Source organism: Colwellia sp. Arc7-D (genome assembly GCF_003061515.1).
GTDB lineage: Bacteria > Pseudomonadota > Gammaproteobacteria > Enterobacterales > Alteromonadaceae > Cognaticolwellia.
The window spans coordinates 3229411-3245632 of record NZ_CP028924.1 but is presented as its reverse complement, the minus strand read 5'-3'; the positions used below and the strand labels follow the sequence as shown (position 1 = coordinate 3245632).

13 protein-coding genes are annotated in these 16222 nt (G+C 37.1%); 9 read left to right on the top strand and 4 right to left on the bottom strand.

What is annotated here, in order from left to right; translation table 11 throughout:
- The first annotated feature begins 3 nt into the window (after window positions 1–3).
- A complete protein-coding gene (locus tag DBO93_RS14020) occupies window positions 4–1641 on the top strand; it encodes a CTP synthase (protein WP_108456894.1) in 1638 nt (545 codons plus the stop codon).
- A 136-nt stretch (window positions 1642–1777) separates the two neighbouring features.
- Complete coding sequence (gene eno, locus DBO93_RS14015; RefSeq protein ID WP_108456893.1) at window positions 1778–3076, top strand: phosphopyruvate hydratase; 1299 nt, start codon at window positions 1778–1780, stop codon at window positions 3074–3076.
- A gap of 355 nt (window positions 3077–3431) precedes the next feature.
- Here eno and hmpA read toward each other — a convergent pair whose 3' ends face one another.
- Together hmpA and DBO93_RS14005 are read right to left on the bottom strand one after the other, a co-directional pair.
- Window positions 3432–4613, bottom strand: coding sequence for an NO-inducible flavohemoprotein (hmpA, locus tag DBO93_RS14010; RefSeq protein ID WP_108456892.1), 1182 nt, complete (start codon window positions 4611–4613; stop codon window positions 3432–3434).
- A gap of 114 nt (window positions 4614–4727) precedes the next feature.
- Window positions 4728–5000, bottom strand: a complete 273-nt coding sequence (locus tag DBO93_RS14005) for a hypothetical protein (protein WP_108456891.1) — start codon at window positions 4998–5000, stop codon at window positions 4728–4730.
- A 250-nt stretch (window positions 5001–5250) separates the two neighbouring features.
- Between DBO93_RS14005 and norR the strand changes: the two genes are divergently transcribed.
- The 6 genes from norR to DBO93_RS13975 all read left to right on the top strand — a co-directional run bounded on the left by norR (window position 5251) and on the right by DBO93_RS13975 (window position 13025).
- On the top strand, window positions 5251–6837 hold the full coding sequence (gene norR, locus DBO93_RS14000; RefSeq protein WP_108456890.1) for a nitric oxide reductase transcriptional regulator NorR: 1587 nt from the start codon (window positions 5251–5253) through the stop codon (window positions 6835–6837).
- Between the two features lie 371 nt (window positions 6838–7208).
- Entirely contained in the window at window positions 7209–8432 is a 1224-nt protein-coding gene (locus DBO93_RS13995; protein WP_108456889.1) for an ABC transporter substrate-binding protein, read from the top strand.
- Between the two features lie 3 nt (window positions 8433–8435).
- Window positions 8436–11444, top strand: a complete 3009-nt coding sequence (locus tag DBO93_RS13990; RefSeq protein ID WP_108456888.1) for a CHASE domain-containing protein — start codon at window positions 8436–8438, stop codon at window positions 11442–11444.
- The gene (locus DBO93_RS13985) at window positions 11441–11890 is read left to right on the top strand and encodes a response regulator (protein ID WP_108456887.1); all 450 of its coding nucleotides are present in this window, start codon (window positions 11441–11443) and stop codon (window positions 11888–11890) included. The genes DBO93_RS13990 and DBO93_RS13985 overlap by 4 nt, the downstream gene beginning before the upstream one ends.
- Window positions 11891–11908: 18 nt before the next feature.
- Window positions 11909–12649 (top strand): ATP-binding protein, encoded by a 741-nt coding sequence (locus tag DBO93_RS13980; protein WP_108456886.1) that lies wholly within the window; start codon window positions 11909–11911, stop codon window positions 12647–12649.
- Window positions 12642–13025, top strand: a complete 384-nt coding sequence (locus DBO93_RS13975; protein WP_108456885.1) for a response regulator — start codon at window positions 12642–12644, stop codon at window positions 13023–13025. Before DBO93_RS13980 ends, DBO93_RS13975 begins: the two co-directional genes overlap by 8 nt.
- 121 nt (window positions 13026–13146) lie before the next feature.
- On the opposite strand, the gene DBO93_RS13970 is transcribed toward DBO93_RS13975, so the two are convergent.
- Window positions 13147–14412: a uracil-xanthine permease family protein gene (locus DBO93_RS13970; protein ID WP_108456884.1), complete on the bottom strand. Its 1266-nt coding sequence runs from the start codon at window positions 14410–14412 to the stop codon at window positions 13147–13149.
- 91 nt (window positions 14413–14503) lie between these two features.
- Window positions 14504–15130, bottom strand: coding sequence for a uracil phosphoribosyltransferase (upp, locus tag DBO93_RS13965; protein WP_108456883.1), 627 nt, complete (start codon window positions 15128–15130; stop codon window positions 14504–14506).
- Window positions 15131–15499: 369 nt separating this feature from the next.
- On the opposite strand from upp, the gene DBO93_RS13960 reads away from it, so the two are divergent.
- Window positions 15500–16210, top strand: a complete 711-nt coding sequence (locus DBO93_RS13960; RefSeq protein WP_239058999.1) for a hypothetical protein — start codon at window positions 15500–15502, stop codon at window positions 16208–16210.
- The last annotated feature ends 12 nt before the right edge of the window (window positions 16211–16222 follow it).

Genomic DNA, 16222 nt, shown 5'->3' with positions numbered 1-16222 from the left:
CGCATGACAACTAGATATATTTTTGTTACTGGCGGCGTTGTATCGTCTCTTGGTAAAGGTATTGCTGCAGCATCACTAGCGGCAATTCTCGAAGCACGTGGTTTAAAAGTTACCATGCTAAAACTTGACCCTTATATTAATGTTGATCCGGGCACTATGAGCCCCATTCAACATGGTGAAGTTTTTGTGACTGAAGATGGTGCAGAGACAGATCTCGATTTGGGTCATTACGAACGTTTTATTCGTACCAAAATGACCAAGCTTAATAACTTTACTACCGGCCGTATCTATCAAGATATTTTGGCACGTGAACGTAAAGGTGAATTTTTAGGTGCTACTATTCAAGTTATTCCTCATATTACTAACGACATTAAACGTCGTGTTATTGAGGGAGCTGAAGGCTACGATATCGCTATGGTCGAAATTGGCGGTACGGTTGGTGATATTGAATCACAACCATTCCTCGAAGCTATTCGCCAACTAGGTGTAGAGTTAGGTCGTGAACGTGCAATGTTTATGCACTTAACGTTAGTACCTTATATTGCTGCAGCTGGCGAAATTAAAACTAAACCAACACAGCATTCTGTTAAAGAGCTTCGTTCAATTGGTATTTTCCCAGATATTTTAGTTTGTCGTAGTGAACGTGCTATTCCTGCGAATGAACGCGCTAAAATATCGCTATTTACTAATGTAGAAGGTAAAGCGGTTATTTCACTGCGTGATGTTGACTCTATATATAAAGTGCCAGCGTTGCTAAAAGCACAAGGTGCTGATGAGCTTGTAGTGAAACGCTTTGGTTTAGATGTGCCAGAAGCTGACTTATCTGATTGGGAACAAGTGCTTTACAAAGAAGCTAATCCGTCAGGCGAAGTTGTTATCGGTATGGTGGGTAAATACACTGAATTACCAGATGCTTACAAATCAGTAAACGAAGCGTTGAAACATGCGGGCATTAAAAACCAAGTAAAAGTTAAAATTCAATATATTGATTCACAAGACGTTGAGTCTAAAGGTGTTGAAGTATTTAAAGATTTAGATGCTATTTTAGTGCCTGGTGGTTTCGGTGAACGTGGTGTTGAAGGTAAAATTTTAACGGCACAATATGCCCGTGAAAACAAAATACCTTATTTAGGTATTTGTTTAGGTATGCAAGTCGCATTGATTGATTTTGCTCGCAACGTGGCTGGCTTAACTGATGCACACAGCACTGAATTTAATGCTGAAACACCGCACCCAGTCGTTGGTTTAATTAACGAATGGTTAGATGAAGAAGGTAAAGTTGAGTACCGCAATGCCCAATCTGACTTAGGCGGCACAATGCGTTTAGGCTCACAATTGTGCCACATTGTGAAAGGTACCAAAGCATATGACGTATATGGTAGTGAAACAATTTATGAGAGACACCGTCATCGTTTTGAGGTAAATAATAACTACCGTGAGCAATTAAGCAAAGCTGGCTTAGTGTTTTCGGGATTATCTACAGATAAAACATTAGTTGAGGTGATAGAAAATCCAAATCATCCTTGGTTTATTGCTGGGCAATTTCATCCTGAGTTTAATTCAACTCCTCGCGATGGTCACCCGCTTTTTGCTGGCTTTATTGCTGCCGCTTTTGAGCATCAAAAGCAGCAATCAAGTTAAACCGAACTAATGAGAACCGTAGCTAATTGCTGCGGTTTTTTTTTATAATATTTAGCTTTAATGCTAAATATTTTTAACAAATTTAATTTAATGTTTATAACCTGCCGTGTGCAGCTAGTAAGGAATAGGGAATATAATGTCGAATATTAATAAAATTATCGCTCGCGAAATCATGGATTCTCGTGGTAACCCAACAATTGAAGCTGATGTTTTTCTAGAATCTGGTGCTTGGGGTCGAGCTGCAGCTCCTTCTGGCGCATCAACAGGCTCTCGTGAGGCTCTTGAATTGCGTGACGGTGATAAATCACGTTATTTAGGTAAAGGGGTTTTAAAAGCCGTTGCTGCTGTTAACAATAACATTGCAAGCGCGCTAATAGGTCAAAGTGCTTTAGATCAAGCTAACATCGATCAAATCATGATTGATTTAGATGGCACAGAAAATAAAGAAACTTTTGGTGCAAATGCGATTCTTGCCGTTTCATTAGCAAATGCAAAAGCAGCCGCAATGGACAAGAAAGTTCAATTATTTGAACATATTGCAGACCTTAACGGTACACCGGGTCAGTACTCATTACCTTTGCCTATGATGAATATCATCAATGGTGGTGAGCACGCAGACAACAACGTAGATATTCAAGAGTTTATGGTGCAACCTGTTGGCGCTAAAAGCTTTTCAGAAGCTCTACGTATGGGCGCTGAAATCTTCCATGCACTTAAAAAAGTATTATCTGCAAAAGGCTTAAATACTGCTGTAGGTGATGAAGGTGGTTTTGCCCCTGATTTAGCGTCTAATGCAGATGCATTAGCAGTAATAAAAGAAGCGGTTGCAGCGGCGGGTTACAAATTAGGTAAAGATGTAACGTTAGCGATGGATTGTGCTGCTTCTGAATTTTATGATGCAGACAAAGGTATTTATGATCTTAAAGGTGAAGGCAAGCAATTCACCGCTAACGAATTTTCCGACTTCTTAGCAACGCTTTGTGAACAATACCCAATTGTTTCAATTGAAGATGGCTTAGACGAGTCAGACTGGGATGGTTTTGCATACCAAACTAAATTATTAGGCGATAAAGTTCAAATCGTTGGTGATGATTTATTCGTAACTAATACTAAAATATTAGCGCGTGGTATTGAACAAGGTATCGGTAACTCAATCTTAATCAAGTTTAACCAAATTGGTACGTTAACAGAAACATTAGCCGCTATTAGAATGGCAAAAGAAGCTGGTTTTACTGCTGTTATTTCTCATCGTTCAGGCGAAACTGAAGATTCAACTATTGCAGATTTAGCCGTAGGTACAGCCGCTGGCCAAATCAAAACTGGTTCACTTTGTCGTTCTGACCGTGTTTCTAAGTACAACCAATTGTTACGTATTGAAGAGTTCCTTGGTGATAAAGCTATATTCAACGGCCTATCAGAAGTTAAAGGCCAATAACCATTATCTTTTGCTAATTAATTCAATAACGGCCTCGGTTATACTCACTGACACATGTCAGCTGCGTGTAACCTCATTGTTCTTGAGTTAATTAACTGCAATCTTGATGGTTATTAATAACGTTAAATTAATTGCGTGTTGACACTATGACGGTGTCAGTTGTACTTAACGACACTTGTCAGTTCCGTGCAACTTCCTTGTCATAGCACATCACGCTGCTAATTTAAGCGTTATTATTCGCTAGTTAAAACCACTCATTTGAGTGGTTTTTTTATAAGATTTTTTTGTATATTGAACAATGCTTAATTAATTGAGTGATGTCACTTTGAAGGCATCGGTGTATTTAACGTCTACATTACAACGTTGCGTGTGGACCAAATACCTCGTAATGAATATTGCTTTCTCCAACTCCTAATTTCAATAATTGCTGTTTCGCAAATTGCATAAAAGCGATAGGACCGCACAAGTAGAAGTTACCTTTTTCAGTGGGTAAATCAATCGCCGCCAAGTCCATCATGCCATTGTTGATATGGCTTTGTTGGGCATCTTCGTTTCTGTACCAAAAATTTTGTTGCCAGTTATTATTTTTTACTAACTCATCTGTGCGCTCAGAAAAGGAATGTTGCTGACTATCTTCGCAAGCATGCAAAAAGTGAACGTCTTGGTTATGTTTATTCTCAGCGAGTGTTTCTAGCATGCTTTGCATGGGTGTAATGCCGACACCTGCAGAAATAAGCACTGTGGGCGTTTGACGATCAACAAAGAAAAAATCACCCGCTGGTGCATACAGTTTTACTTCGTCACCTACTTTAATAGCGTCGTGTAAATAGTTAGACACTTTACCCGGCACACCTTGTTTTTCACGTTTGACCGAAATACGATAGTCTCTGCCATTGGGTTTGTTTGACAATGAGTATTGACGGATCTCTTTATAATCATTTCCCGTTGGTTTAACTTCTAGGCCTAAATATTGACCCGGTGTAAAACCGATAACCGGACCTTGGTCAATTGGAGAAAATACAAAGCTTTTAACCAGTGCAGACTCGATAACAGTATCAATAACTTTAAAGACTCTTACACCTTGCCAGCCGCCAACTTCTGCTGAACGTTGTTGATATAACTCAGCTTCTCTATTAATAAATATACTGGCTAAAAATTGATAAGCGTTTGTCCAGGCATCTTCGACATCAGGTGTAAAAGCTTCTGTGGCTAGCTCACGTAATGTTTCAATTAAGTGGTGTCCGACAATGGCGTAATGATCCGCTTGAATATTAAAACTAGTATGTTTTTGTGCGATACGTTCAACAGCCGAGGTTAACGCGCTCAAGTTCTCTATATTTTTCGCATAAGCTGCTATTGCTTGGAATAAAGCTACTTGTTGTCTACCCGTTTTTTGATTCGCCATATTAAAAATATCTTGTAATTCTGGGTGATGAGAAAACAAGCGTTGGTAGAAGTGTGACGTTAATGCCGATCCTGCATTTTCTAATAATGGAATTGTACTTTTAATTATTTCGATATGTTTATTCGTTAGCATTATGGTTCCTAAATGAATTTGAAGATGATAGTACTTACCAATGTTTTTCTAAAACACTCATAAGATAATTTAATATTGGTTTTGTTATTCAGCTCGATATTCGTATTTATCTAGTTAAAAATTTTTATTACCAAAACCATGTAAGGCTATACAGCGAAAGACATACCCAAGCTTTAGCGCCCCAGCAAATACTATGGTGGCGATATGAGCTAAAATTTGTATCCATATAGCAAAGTCGTTATCAAATACAAAAGTAACGTTAATGCTTAACATAATTACAATAATAGAGATAAGCATCATAGTGTTACCTAACACTAAACATTTTTGAAAGCTGAGTGCGTGCTTAACTTTCGGTAAGTGCTTTGCAATATGAAATTGTGCGTACATCAGTCACTCCTGTTTTTTGCTTAATGTGATAATAAATAATGTTTTTATGCAGTACTTGTAGTTAACAGCTTACGATAACTTTCGAATTACCAATGCTTTTGCAAATTAAGTGCCAGCATATAAATTCACATATTAACAATGGCTTATGTTTTTTCTTGTTACAGTTGGAGTCTAATTGACTCTCTTATTTTGTAGTCTTAATGACTCTTTCGTGGTATTTTTGTTTAAGTGTTTAGTGAGGAGTACATAAGTGAATCAAATATCGTCAACAGCTATTATTGAATTAGCATTAGATTTAGCCAGTAGCCTTAACAGTAAAGATAGATTTGATCGTTTGCTTGATACAGTACGAAAAACCATTAATTGTGATGCTGTCGCTTTATTATCGTTTCATGGCGATATCCTTACACCTATAGCGTTACAGGGCTTAAGTAGAGATACTATTGGCCGACGATTTGTTGTTGCAGAGCACCCTAGGTTTGACGTGCTTTGTCAATCCACACAGCCGGTTCGTTTTGCTGCAGACTCGCCACTCCCTGATCCTTACGACGGTTTGCTTATTGACCGAGAAGATGATTTACCCGTGCACTCATGCATGGGATTACCCTTATATTATGATGACAAGTTGTTAGGCTTATTAACTATTGATAGCTTAACTCCTCATGAATTTGACAATATTGCAGAACGAACGTTAATCGTTATATCAGCCATAGCCGCGGCAACATTAAATACTGCATTTTTGATTGAACAGTTAGAGTCGCGCGCTGTACATTCTCAACAAGTCGTTGCTGAGTTAACAGAAGAAGCTTGGAAGCGAGATGGGGGTGAACTTATTGGTGAAAGCCCGATTATGCAACAACTCAAAGAGGAATTAGACATAGTTGCAAGTTCTGACTTTAACATTTTAATATATGGTGAAACGGGTGTAGGTAAAGAGTTAGTCGCTCGAACCTTACATCACAAGTCATCGCGACAACATGGTCCTTTAGTTTATGTAAACTGTGCTGCTTTACCTGAAAATTTAGTTGAGAGTGAATTGTTTGGCCATGTGAAAGGAGCTTTTACCGGGGCGGAAACAAAACGTGCGGGTAAGTTTGTTTTAGCTAATGGCGGTACTTTGTTTTTAGATGAGATAGGTGAGTTAACGTTAGCAGCACAAAGTAAAATTCTTCGTGCGATTCAAAGTAATGAGATTCAGCCTGTTGGGCAAGACAATGTAGAGCAAGTAAATGTTCGCATCATCGCCGCAACGAATAGAGACTTAAAGCGAGAAGCTCAAAACGGACGTTTTCGTGCTGACTTGTACCACAGATTAAGTGTTTACCCTATTAAAGTGCCTAACCTAAAAGAGCGGGTGGGAGATGTTCAAATACTAAGTGGTTATTTTGTTGAAAAAACAAAACGTAAGCTAGGTGTAGTGCAACTAAAGATAACAAATGAAGCCATTAGGCATCTTGAGCAATATAATTGGCCAGGCAATGTTCGAGAGCTAGAGCATGTTATTAGTCGATCTGCATTAAAAGCACGTGCACGACAAAAAGATAAAGCAATCATCTCGATAGAAAAACAAGATTGCGGAACGTTAATCAATGATCAGCCGTCTATTTTACCAACCAATATAACCAAAATTAATAAAAATACTGAAAGTGCTTCAGTTCAAACTCATATTAATCTTAGAGATGAAACCGAGAGATTTCAACGCCAACTGATTAAACAAGTACTAACACAAGAAAACGGTAACTGGGCGGAAACATCGAGGAGGTTGTCAGTTGATCGGGCCAATTTAAACCGTATTGCGAAAAGATTAAATATTAAAGTAATTAAAAGTATTCTTTAGCTCAATAGTCACGAGTTGGGCTACAGATGTTTTATATACTTGTTATTCATTGTTATTCATTGATATTCTGACTACATTGTTGTTATATGTAAAATTTATAATGATGTTAACTTTGTTTTAAATTCTATTTTAATCGTGTCTTTGAGTTGCCAAAGCAAGCAATTTAGTTCAAGTACTTGTTTGGTAGGCTTTTGTATACTATAGATAAAATTTAAATTTTGGTGTGATTGAAAGAATATATCTTCATATTATTAATATAGATAATTATACAATCTTAGTAAAAATCATTAAATTCAGCACGATGGTAATTGATCATCATGGGATTTAATCAAAATTAAATTATAAATGGCATGCTGTTTAGCGAGTAACAAATGAAAAAGATAACCATTATAGTTGTGCTTTTAATATCAAGCGTCTTATGGTCAGCCCAAGCGGAAGATAAAACTTTATTTGTCTATCTTGACGCCGATCTTTCTAATCATAAAGAATCTTCTCAAGCGATACAAAAAGGTATTGAAGTTGCTTTTAGTGACATTAATAACGAAATAGATGGTTATAAAATAGCGTTTAAATATTTAGATCATCGCGGTAATGTTATTAGAAGTAAACGTAATTACCAGGCTTTTCTTAAAGATCCTAATGCATTAGTTATTTACTCAGGTATTCATTCGCCTCCGTTGATAAAAAATAGAAGTTTTATTAACGAAAATAAAGCTTTAACACTAGTGCCTTGGGCCGCTGCTGGATTTATCACACGTTATCCGTCAAAAGAGAATTGGATATTTAGATTATCGATTGATGATAGCCGGGCGGGTTCAACTATTATTGATTACGCGATGACTCAGCAACAATGTAAAAAGCCACATTTGTTACTCGAAAAAACCCCTTGGGGTGATGCAAATTTAAAAACCATGTCTGCAGCACTAAAAAATCATGGTATTGAAAAACATGGGATATCACGCTTTAGTTGGAGCGTAAAAGCTAAAGGTGCAGCCATAGCAATCGATGAAATTGTTAATGCGAAAAGTGATTGTATCGTTTTAGTCAGTAATGCAGTAGAAGGTGCTGTAATCGTTAACGAGATGCTTAATCTACCTAATGAAAAGCGCTTACCTATTGTTAGTCATTGGGGAGTTACCAGTGGTAACTTTCATGAAATTATTCCATATGAACGCCGTAAAGATTTGGAGTTAAATTTCATTCAATCTTGCTTTTCTTTTACTAACCCTCAACAAAGCCCGTTTGCTAACGCTGTATTCTCGCAATTAGTTGCGCATTCAAAAGGTAAAATAGCTGAACCTGCTGATCTAAAATCTGCTGTTGGCTTTATTCATGCTTACGATCTTACTCGGTTATTAATTCAAGCGATTAAACAAACAGGGCTTACGGGTAATATTGTCACAGACAGAAATGCTATACGTTTAGCACTAGAAAATATCGACAAACCAATCCAAGGCTTGATCAAAACTTATATAAAACCCTTTGCTGAATTTAATCTAGAAGCCAATAAAAATGCTCATGAAGCACTAAACCCAGATTCTTATTGTATGGGGTCATTTGGTACAAAAGATGAAATTTTGATTTCTCATGAGTAATAAATGACTGTAGCTTCTATTAATAAGGACACTAGTAAAAATTCAGCCTTTAAAAGCTTTGCGGTTTTTGCTGTCAGTTTATTTTTATTGATTATATTCGTAAGCGCTTTTTTTGTGATACCTAAATTTAATAGCTTATTAGATAATCAGCATGAGAAGGATGTGGCCAATGAGTTAGCCCTAGAAGCCGCATTATTTAGTCGATTTGTTGTTAGTCAACAATCTATAGTGCAAGATTTAGCTGCGTACCCGATGTTAGCGGGGGCGGTTATGTTGGGAGAAATAAATGAACTTTCAATAACTGAGTTATTTGAAAACTCTGTTATTGGCGGTAAAAAAAGCCGATTAGTTTTGCAAGATATTGCAGGAACTGTGGTCATAGAAACAGATAATAAGCTTTATGGCAATTACTCAGGTGATCAACCATGGGTTGAGCAGATATTGCAAGGTACCATCGCTTATCATTTTCAACTGCTACGGCAAAATAAGGCTGCTTTAACCTTTAAAATATCAGTACCTGTTCTCTATAACGGTTACATTGAGGGGGTATTAAGTAGTGAAATTACAATACCGTTAGAAGACATATTTGTAACACAAAATTATAAGGAAAATGTAGCATTTAGGCTCAGTCAAGGCTCGGTACAGGTTAATACTAGCACTGAGCACATCGAGATTTATCGTGAAAACTCATTAACGTTACCAGATACTGATATTGTCTTTACTTATATTTCTGATGACAGCTTAATTTACGACGGTAAACGTGAACTACAAAACACCATTTTATTAACTTTATTGATTAGTTTTACACTTTCGTTTTTATTGTTTGCGGGACTAAATTACAGAGGTTTAACTCGAAGTGAACGGAATGTTAAAGTTAAGCTAGCGACATGGAAAGTCTACAGTATTCCAATTTTTGTCGGTGTTATTGGTGTTGCGGCAAGCATTTCTGCTTTTATGATCGAATCAAACCTCAAAACATCTGCAATTGAAAAAGAACTCATCTTCGAAAGCAAAGAAAAAGTTAAAACAATTAGTAAAAATATTGATTTAAATTTTCAAATTTTAGATGCCGTTAAAGCGTTTTATAACGCTTCAAATTATGTCAGTCGTCAAGAATTTAATGCCTTTGCAACGCCATTACTGAACAACTATAAAAATATAAAAGCCATAGAATGGGTGCCGTATATTACGCATGAGCAACGTCATGTGTATGAAAAACAAGCCAGAGATGACGGTATCATTGATTTTACGCTTACAGAAATAAGCACTACAGGTGATATGGTGCTTGCTAACGATCGTGAAAGTTATCTACCTGTATATTACGTTGAACCTCTTGAGGGCAATGAAAGAGCGATGGGTTTAGATAATGGCGCCAATAAAGAACGATTAAATACCATTAGTAAGGCGATAAATAGTGCTGATATAGTTGTCACTGGAAAAATAAATTTGGTTCAAGCTGCAGAAGACTCAGCAGATGTACTTGTTTTTAATCCTATTTTTGACCAAAAACTAGAAGGTAATAAGCTCAACTCTACATCAAGTTTTATTGGCCTTGCTGTCTTGGTTCTAAATATAGGTGATATCGTTGCAGATACGGAAGTGGAAGATAAAGGCCGTTTATCTTTGTATGTTGAAGATATCACAGAAGTTGACAACATTGAGCGGCTTTACGGTACTTTGGTAAGTAATAGCTGGTTTACTCACAGTGAAGTTATCAAGGTTGCTGGCAGAAGTTGGCATATTGAAACACATACCAATACGACAAAAACGCCGCTAATGCTTTCAGCTTGGCTTTTACTTATTGCCAGTTTAGCTGTAACTGCTTTGATAACATTTAGTATCACGCACCTTATTCGTCGACGAGAAGTCGTAGAGCAGCTTGTTGTTAGCAGAACACTCAGTTTAATTGAAAGTGAAGAGCAACATCGCGCGGTAGTTGAAAATGCAGTAGACGGTTTGTTAACGATTAATGAGTTTGGCATTATTGAGAAGTACAATCGCGCGGCAGAAAATATTTTTGGTTATACCGCAGATGAAATGATTGGTGAAAACCTGAAAAGACTCCTACCAGTAACCGATCATGGTGATCAAGATGCTTACCTAGAAGATTATCGAGGTTCGGGTATTAAAAAAGATATGGGAATAGAGCGTAAAGTAAAAGGTAGACGCAAAGACGGCACTATTTTCCCAGTAGATTTATCTGTTAGTGAGATGATCATTGGTAATACTAGAAAGCTTTCAGGCATAGTTAGAGATGTAACTGAACGAGTGAAGCTCGAAAAAGAGCGCGAAAAATTTATAGAAAAATTAACAGATTCAAATGAAGAGCTGGCGCGATTTGCTTATGTTTGTTCACATGACTTACAAGAACCTTTAAGAATGGTGCGTAGCTTTTCTGAAATGTTAAAAGAGCATCTTGCTGATAACTTAAAAGATGATGCTAAAGGTCAAAAGTATTTTAACTTTGTTATTGATGGTGCTGCACGCGCACAATTATTGATCACTGATATTTTGTCTTATTCGAGTATTAGTAGTGACACTCAAATGTATGAAAATGTTGATGTAGAAGCGCTTATTTCTGTCATAAAAAAAGACTTGCTTGGTTCATCAAACAACAAAGCTGAGATTACTGCTGATGTTTTGCCTATTTTACAGGGCAATAGAACACAGCTATTTCAACTTTTTCAAAACTTAATCAGTAATGGCTTAAAATATCAAAAACCAGATTCGACACCACATATACATATCAGTGTTGAAAGCAGCGACAAGTACTGGTTGTTTGCTTTCAAAGATAATGGCATTGGTATGCAAGAACGTCATTTAAATAAAATATTTGAGGTTTTTCAACGTTTACATGGTAAAAAACAATATGCAGGCACCGGGGTTGGTCTTGCCATATGCAAAAAAGTGGTAGAGCGCCATGATGGCGCTATTTGGGTAGAGTCTGAAGTAGATGTAGGCTCAACCTTTTATGTTAAATTATTAAAACCAACAGATTTAGAGGAAACATGATGACACAGGATGTTAGAATTGCAGAAATATTACTGGTTGAAGATAATGAAGGTGATATAGAACTAACCCGTGAAGCTTTTGGCGATGCAATATTTCGAAATAATCTGCATATTGCTGAAGATGGTGACATAGCATTAGATTACCTATATAAACGCAATGGTTATGAAACGGCTGTTCTGCCAGATATCATTTTGTTAGATTTAAATCTACCCAGTACTGACGGTAAAGAAGTGCTACAAATAGTAAAATCTGATCCTCTACTCAGAAAAATTCCTGTCATTGTTTTAACCAGTTCAGAAGCTGATAAAGATGTGATGGAAAGTTACGATTTACATGCAAATTGGTATATTGTAAAACCCGTGAACGCCAGTAAATTTATGAAAGTTGTTAAAGATGTAGAAAAATTTTGGAGTGATATTGTTTGTTTACCTTCTAGTCATCGCTAAGCAACACAAGGACGAAAAATGAGCGCTAAGTTAGAGTCTGAATTGGCAAAAGTTAATCAAGAATTAGCCTCACTGAAAGCTGAGTACGAAGATTTTGTTTATATCGTGTCACATGATCTCAGTGCGCCTTTAAGGCAAATACAAAGTTTTAGTGAGATTATTGTTAATAAACATGGTGACTGTTTTGATGATAAAACTAATCGTCATTTTGAACTGATTAATAACGGTTCGACTCAAATAACAATAATGATAGAAGCACTTAAAAGTTATTCACGGTTAAATACAAGAACTAAACCGTTTGAGTTGTTAGATTGTAATAAAAGCGTAGCCCAAGCGTTAGAAAATTTATCTGCATTAATCACCGACACCAAGGCATCGATTACTTGTGATATTTTACCCGAAATTATTGGTGACGAGGCACAAATAACATTTTTATTTCAACATCTAATTAAGAATTCACTGACATACCAAAGTACGGGAAATAAGCCCGTTATTTCAATCTCATTTACTCAAGATAATGACGATTGGAAATTTTGCATTACCGATAACGGTATTGGTATTTCAGATAATTTGACGAAAAAAATATTTAAAGTATTAAGAAGAGGGGTTTCCAGTAAAAAGTATCCTGGTTTAGGCATGGGACTCGCATTCGTTACAAAAATATTACAAAAACATCAGGGTGACATTAGTGTGGCGACAGAAAATGAACATGGGGCCACTTTTACCTTTAAAATAGCCAAGGACTTACCTCATGAATGAGCCGGTAAATATATTATACGTGGAAGACAACGAAGGTGATGTAGAGTTAATGCAAATGTCTATAGAAAGATATTTATCATCTTGGAATATTGTTTTAGATGTGGCTGAGACCGTAGAAGAAGCTAAAGAAATATTTAATCAAGACAAGCATGCAATCGCGCTTATTGACTGGAATTTACCAGATGGAGATGGGGTAGATGTGTTGCAGTTTATTCGTACGAGGAATGAAAACCTGCCTGTTTTTCTCTTAAGTGGTGTAATAACCGAGAATCATATAACGGATACAGAAAAGTATAAACCAACTGCGTGTCTTCAAAAGGGCTACGATAAAAAGTTTTTTGCTCAATTAGAGCAGTGCCTTGCCACTGTAGAATAAACCTTTCATTGATTCTTTATTTTAAAATAAAGGGTAAAGGCTGCATTGTTCAAATCTGATTTTTAGTAAAGGCCTGAGTAAAGTAATGCTCAGGCCTGTTAATTTTTAACTAAAATTAACGTTAAGCTGTTTTAGCTTCCTTCGGTAATATTAAATTTAAGCTAATCGCGACTAAAGCACATAGACTAATACCTTGAATACTAAATCCTCCTAAGTTTAACGCCATACCGCCGATACCAAAAACCAATACTACGGCGAAAATAATAAAGTTTCGTGGTTGATCAAAATCAACTTTAGCTTTAACTAAACTACCTAAACCCACACTGGCAATTAGCCCAAATAACAACATCATAATCCCGCCCATTACGGCACCAGGAATGGTGTGTAACAAAGCGCCAAGTTTACCCACAAAAGCCATTATAATCGCGGTACAAGCGGCCCAAGTCATAATTCTAGGGTTAAATGCTTTGGTTAGCATGACAGCACCAGTAACTTCTGAGTAGGTGGTATTAGGTGGACCACCTAACATTGATGCAGCAGTTGTCGCTATACCGTCACCTAATAATGTTCGATGTAAGCCCGGCTTTTTAATGTAGTCTTTACCGGTGGCAGAGCCTATGGCTAAAATATCACCAATATGTTCAATGGCCGGCGCAATAGCGATAGGTAACATGTAGATGATGGCCTGCCAATTAAACTCAGGTGCGGTAAATTTAGGAACAGCAAACCAAGCCGCATTTTGCACAGGAGTAAAGTCAATAATACCGTGATAAAGCGATAATATATAACCCACAGTTATGCCAGATAGAATGGGCATTAAGCGCATAAAACCTTTGCTAAATGCTGAAACTAAAAGTGTAGTAAGTAACGCGGGCATTGAAATACTTAACGCCAATGACTGCGAAACTAATTGTGTTGAGCCGTCACCTGTGCGACCTAAAGCCATATGAACGGCAACTGGTGCAAGCGATAATCCAATCACCATAATGATAGGACCAGTAACAATGGGCGGTAAATATTTGCTAATAAAACCCACGCCACGCGCTTTAATTAGGCCACTAAAGCAAACATAAACACCACCAACTACAGCCAATGCGCCCATGGTTGCAGGTATCCCCCAAGTTTGTGTGCTGTACATAATAGGGGCAATAAAAACAAATGAAGACGCTAAAAACACCGGCACTTGGCGCTTTGTTACCAATTGAAATAATAAAGTTCCTATCCCTGCAGTACATAGCGCTACGTTAGGATCTAACCCCGTTAATAATGGCATTAATACTAACGCGCCAAAAGCCACAAACAGCATTTGAGTACCCGTAAGTACTTCTTTAAAAAGCGACTGATTATTATGTTCTAGATTATTTATTTGCTTGTTCTGTGCATTCATACTTTGCTCAATAAAACTGCCCGAAGTTTGGCAGTACAGTCAGGTTAAGCCATCACATTTCTTAGTTTCATCAATATCAATAAACTAAGCGTTATTTGGTGCCGAAAATTTTATCTCCAGCATCTCCTAAACCAGGTAAAATATAACCGGCATCATCTAAGCGGTCATCTACAGCGGCAGTATATAAATCAACATCAGGGTGTGCTTTTTCTAATGCAGCAATACCTTCTGGAGCAGCAACTAACACGAGCGCTTTGATGTTTGTAGAGCCGCGTTCTTTTAATAAATCTATCGTAGCTACCATAGAGCCACCGGTAGCCAGCATGGGGTCAATCACCAGGGCTAAGCGTTCTTCAATTTGACCAGCGAGTTTTTCAAAATAAAAAACAGGTTCAAGTGTTTCTTCGTTTCGGTACATGCCAACCACTGAAATACGAGCACTAGGAATAAGCTCTAAAACACCATCCATCATACCTAAACCTGCACGCAGAATAGGCACAACAGTAACTTTCTTACCTTTAATTTGTTCTACTTGAATTTCACCATTCCAACTATTAATCGTGGTTGTTTCTACTTCAAGATTCTTCGTTGCTTCGTAGGTTAATAAACAACCCACTTCAGAGGCAAGCTCACGAAAACGCTTTGTACTAATATCGGCTTCACGCATTAAGCCAAGTTTATGTTTAATTAGGGGGTGGTTTACTTCGACTACGCTCATTATTTACTCCAGAAGCTTGATGGGAAATGTTTTTTGATATTATACCCAAACAACCTAAAAATACTTGTTTGAGTGATGAAAAATATTGATTTATCTGCTGTTTTAAATTTCATGTACTACTTGAGTGCACAAACGTTTAGAAATAAAGCTGTTTTTATACCAATGTCATTCATTATTCAAAAGGCAAAATACCGGTAATGAATAAAGTTTTTCCTGTTGTTCTAAAAATATTTAGCTCTGTTTAGTCGCGTTAGCGTTGAATTACTGAAATTCCAAGTTGAACCATAAAAATTGTTGCGCTATTTTATCTTTACACAACAATCAAGTATGCTTAAATTATCAGCGTTTAGTATAGTAGTATTTTAATTCATGGTGACTCAATCATTATTATGGCAATCGGAACAGCAGTCATCTGACTTTGCTGAACTTTGTAATGCCCTTTATGAGCGAGAATTAATGACCTTAGCGCGTAATGAATATCCTGCGCTAAGTAGTTTGCAAAGCCGAATTAAAAGCTTACCGCATTATGTTAAACGTACTGCATTTGCATTATTGAATGCACAAACACCGCTTGAACTCGATATTCAAAATGCCAGTTGGTCTGCAAAACAGGTCAGTACTCATCCTTCAATAGGGCAATTAATATCCTATGATGAAAACGTTATTGCTTGGTATCGCAGTCAACAATTGGTGCATGGTTTAGTCGTACCAATTGCGTTAAATAGTCACATTGTTCTTGATAGCGTTGATCGAATAGATCGAGAAAAACAACGCTTTCGCACCAACGTTTATGGTTGGTTTGATTTGTCGAATAACGAATCGAATAACGAATCGAAAAATGCTACAGCTGCTGATTCAAGCAGTAGCTCCGCACATAAAGTTAATAATGAACTAAAAACTGACAACAATAACAATGTTATTAGTTTACTCAAACCAACGAAAAAAATAATGACAGCAGCATGTGCAGGCCATTGTTGGCAAAATAGTCGTAAGTCTCAACCCATATTGCCATCGTTACGCGAGTTACTGCTTTCTTGCACAATTAATTGGCGTAATTTCAAACAACCAAGGGTTAATTAGCCTAACAATGGC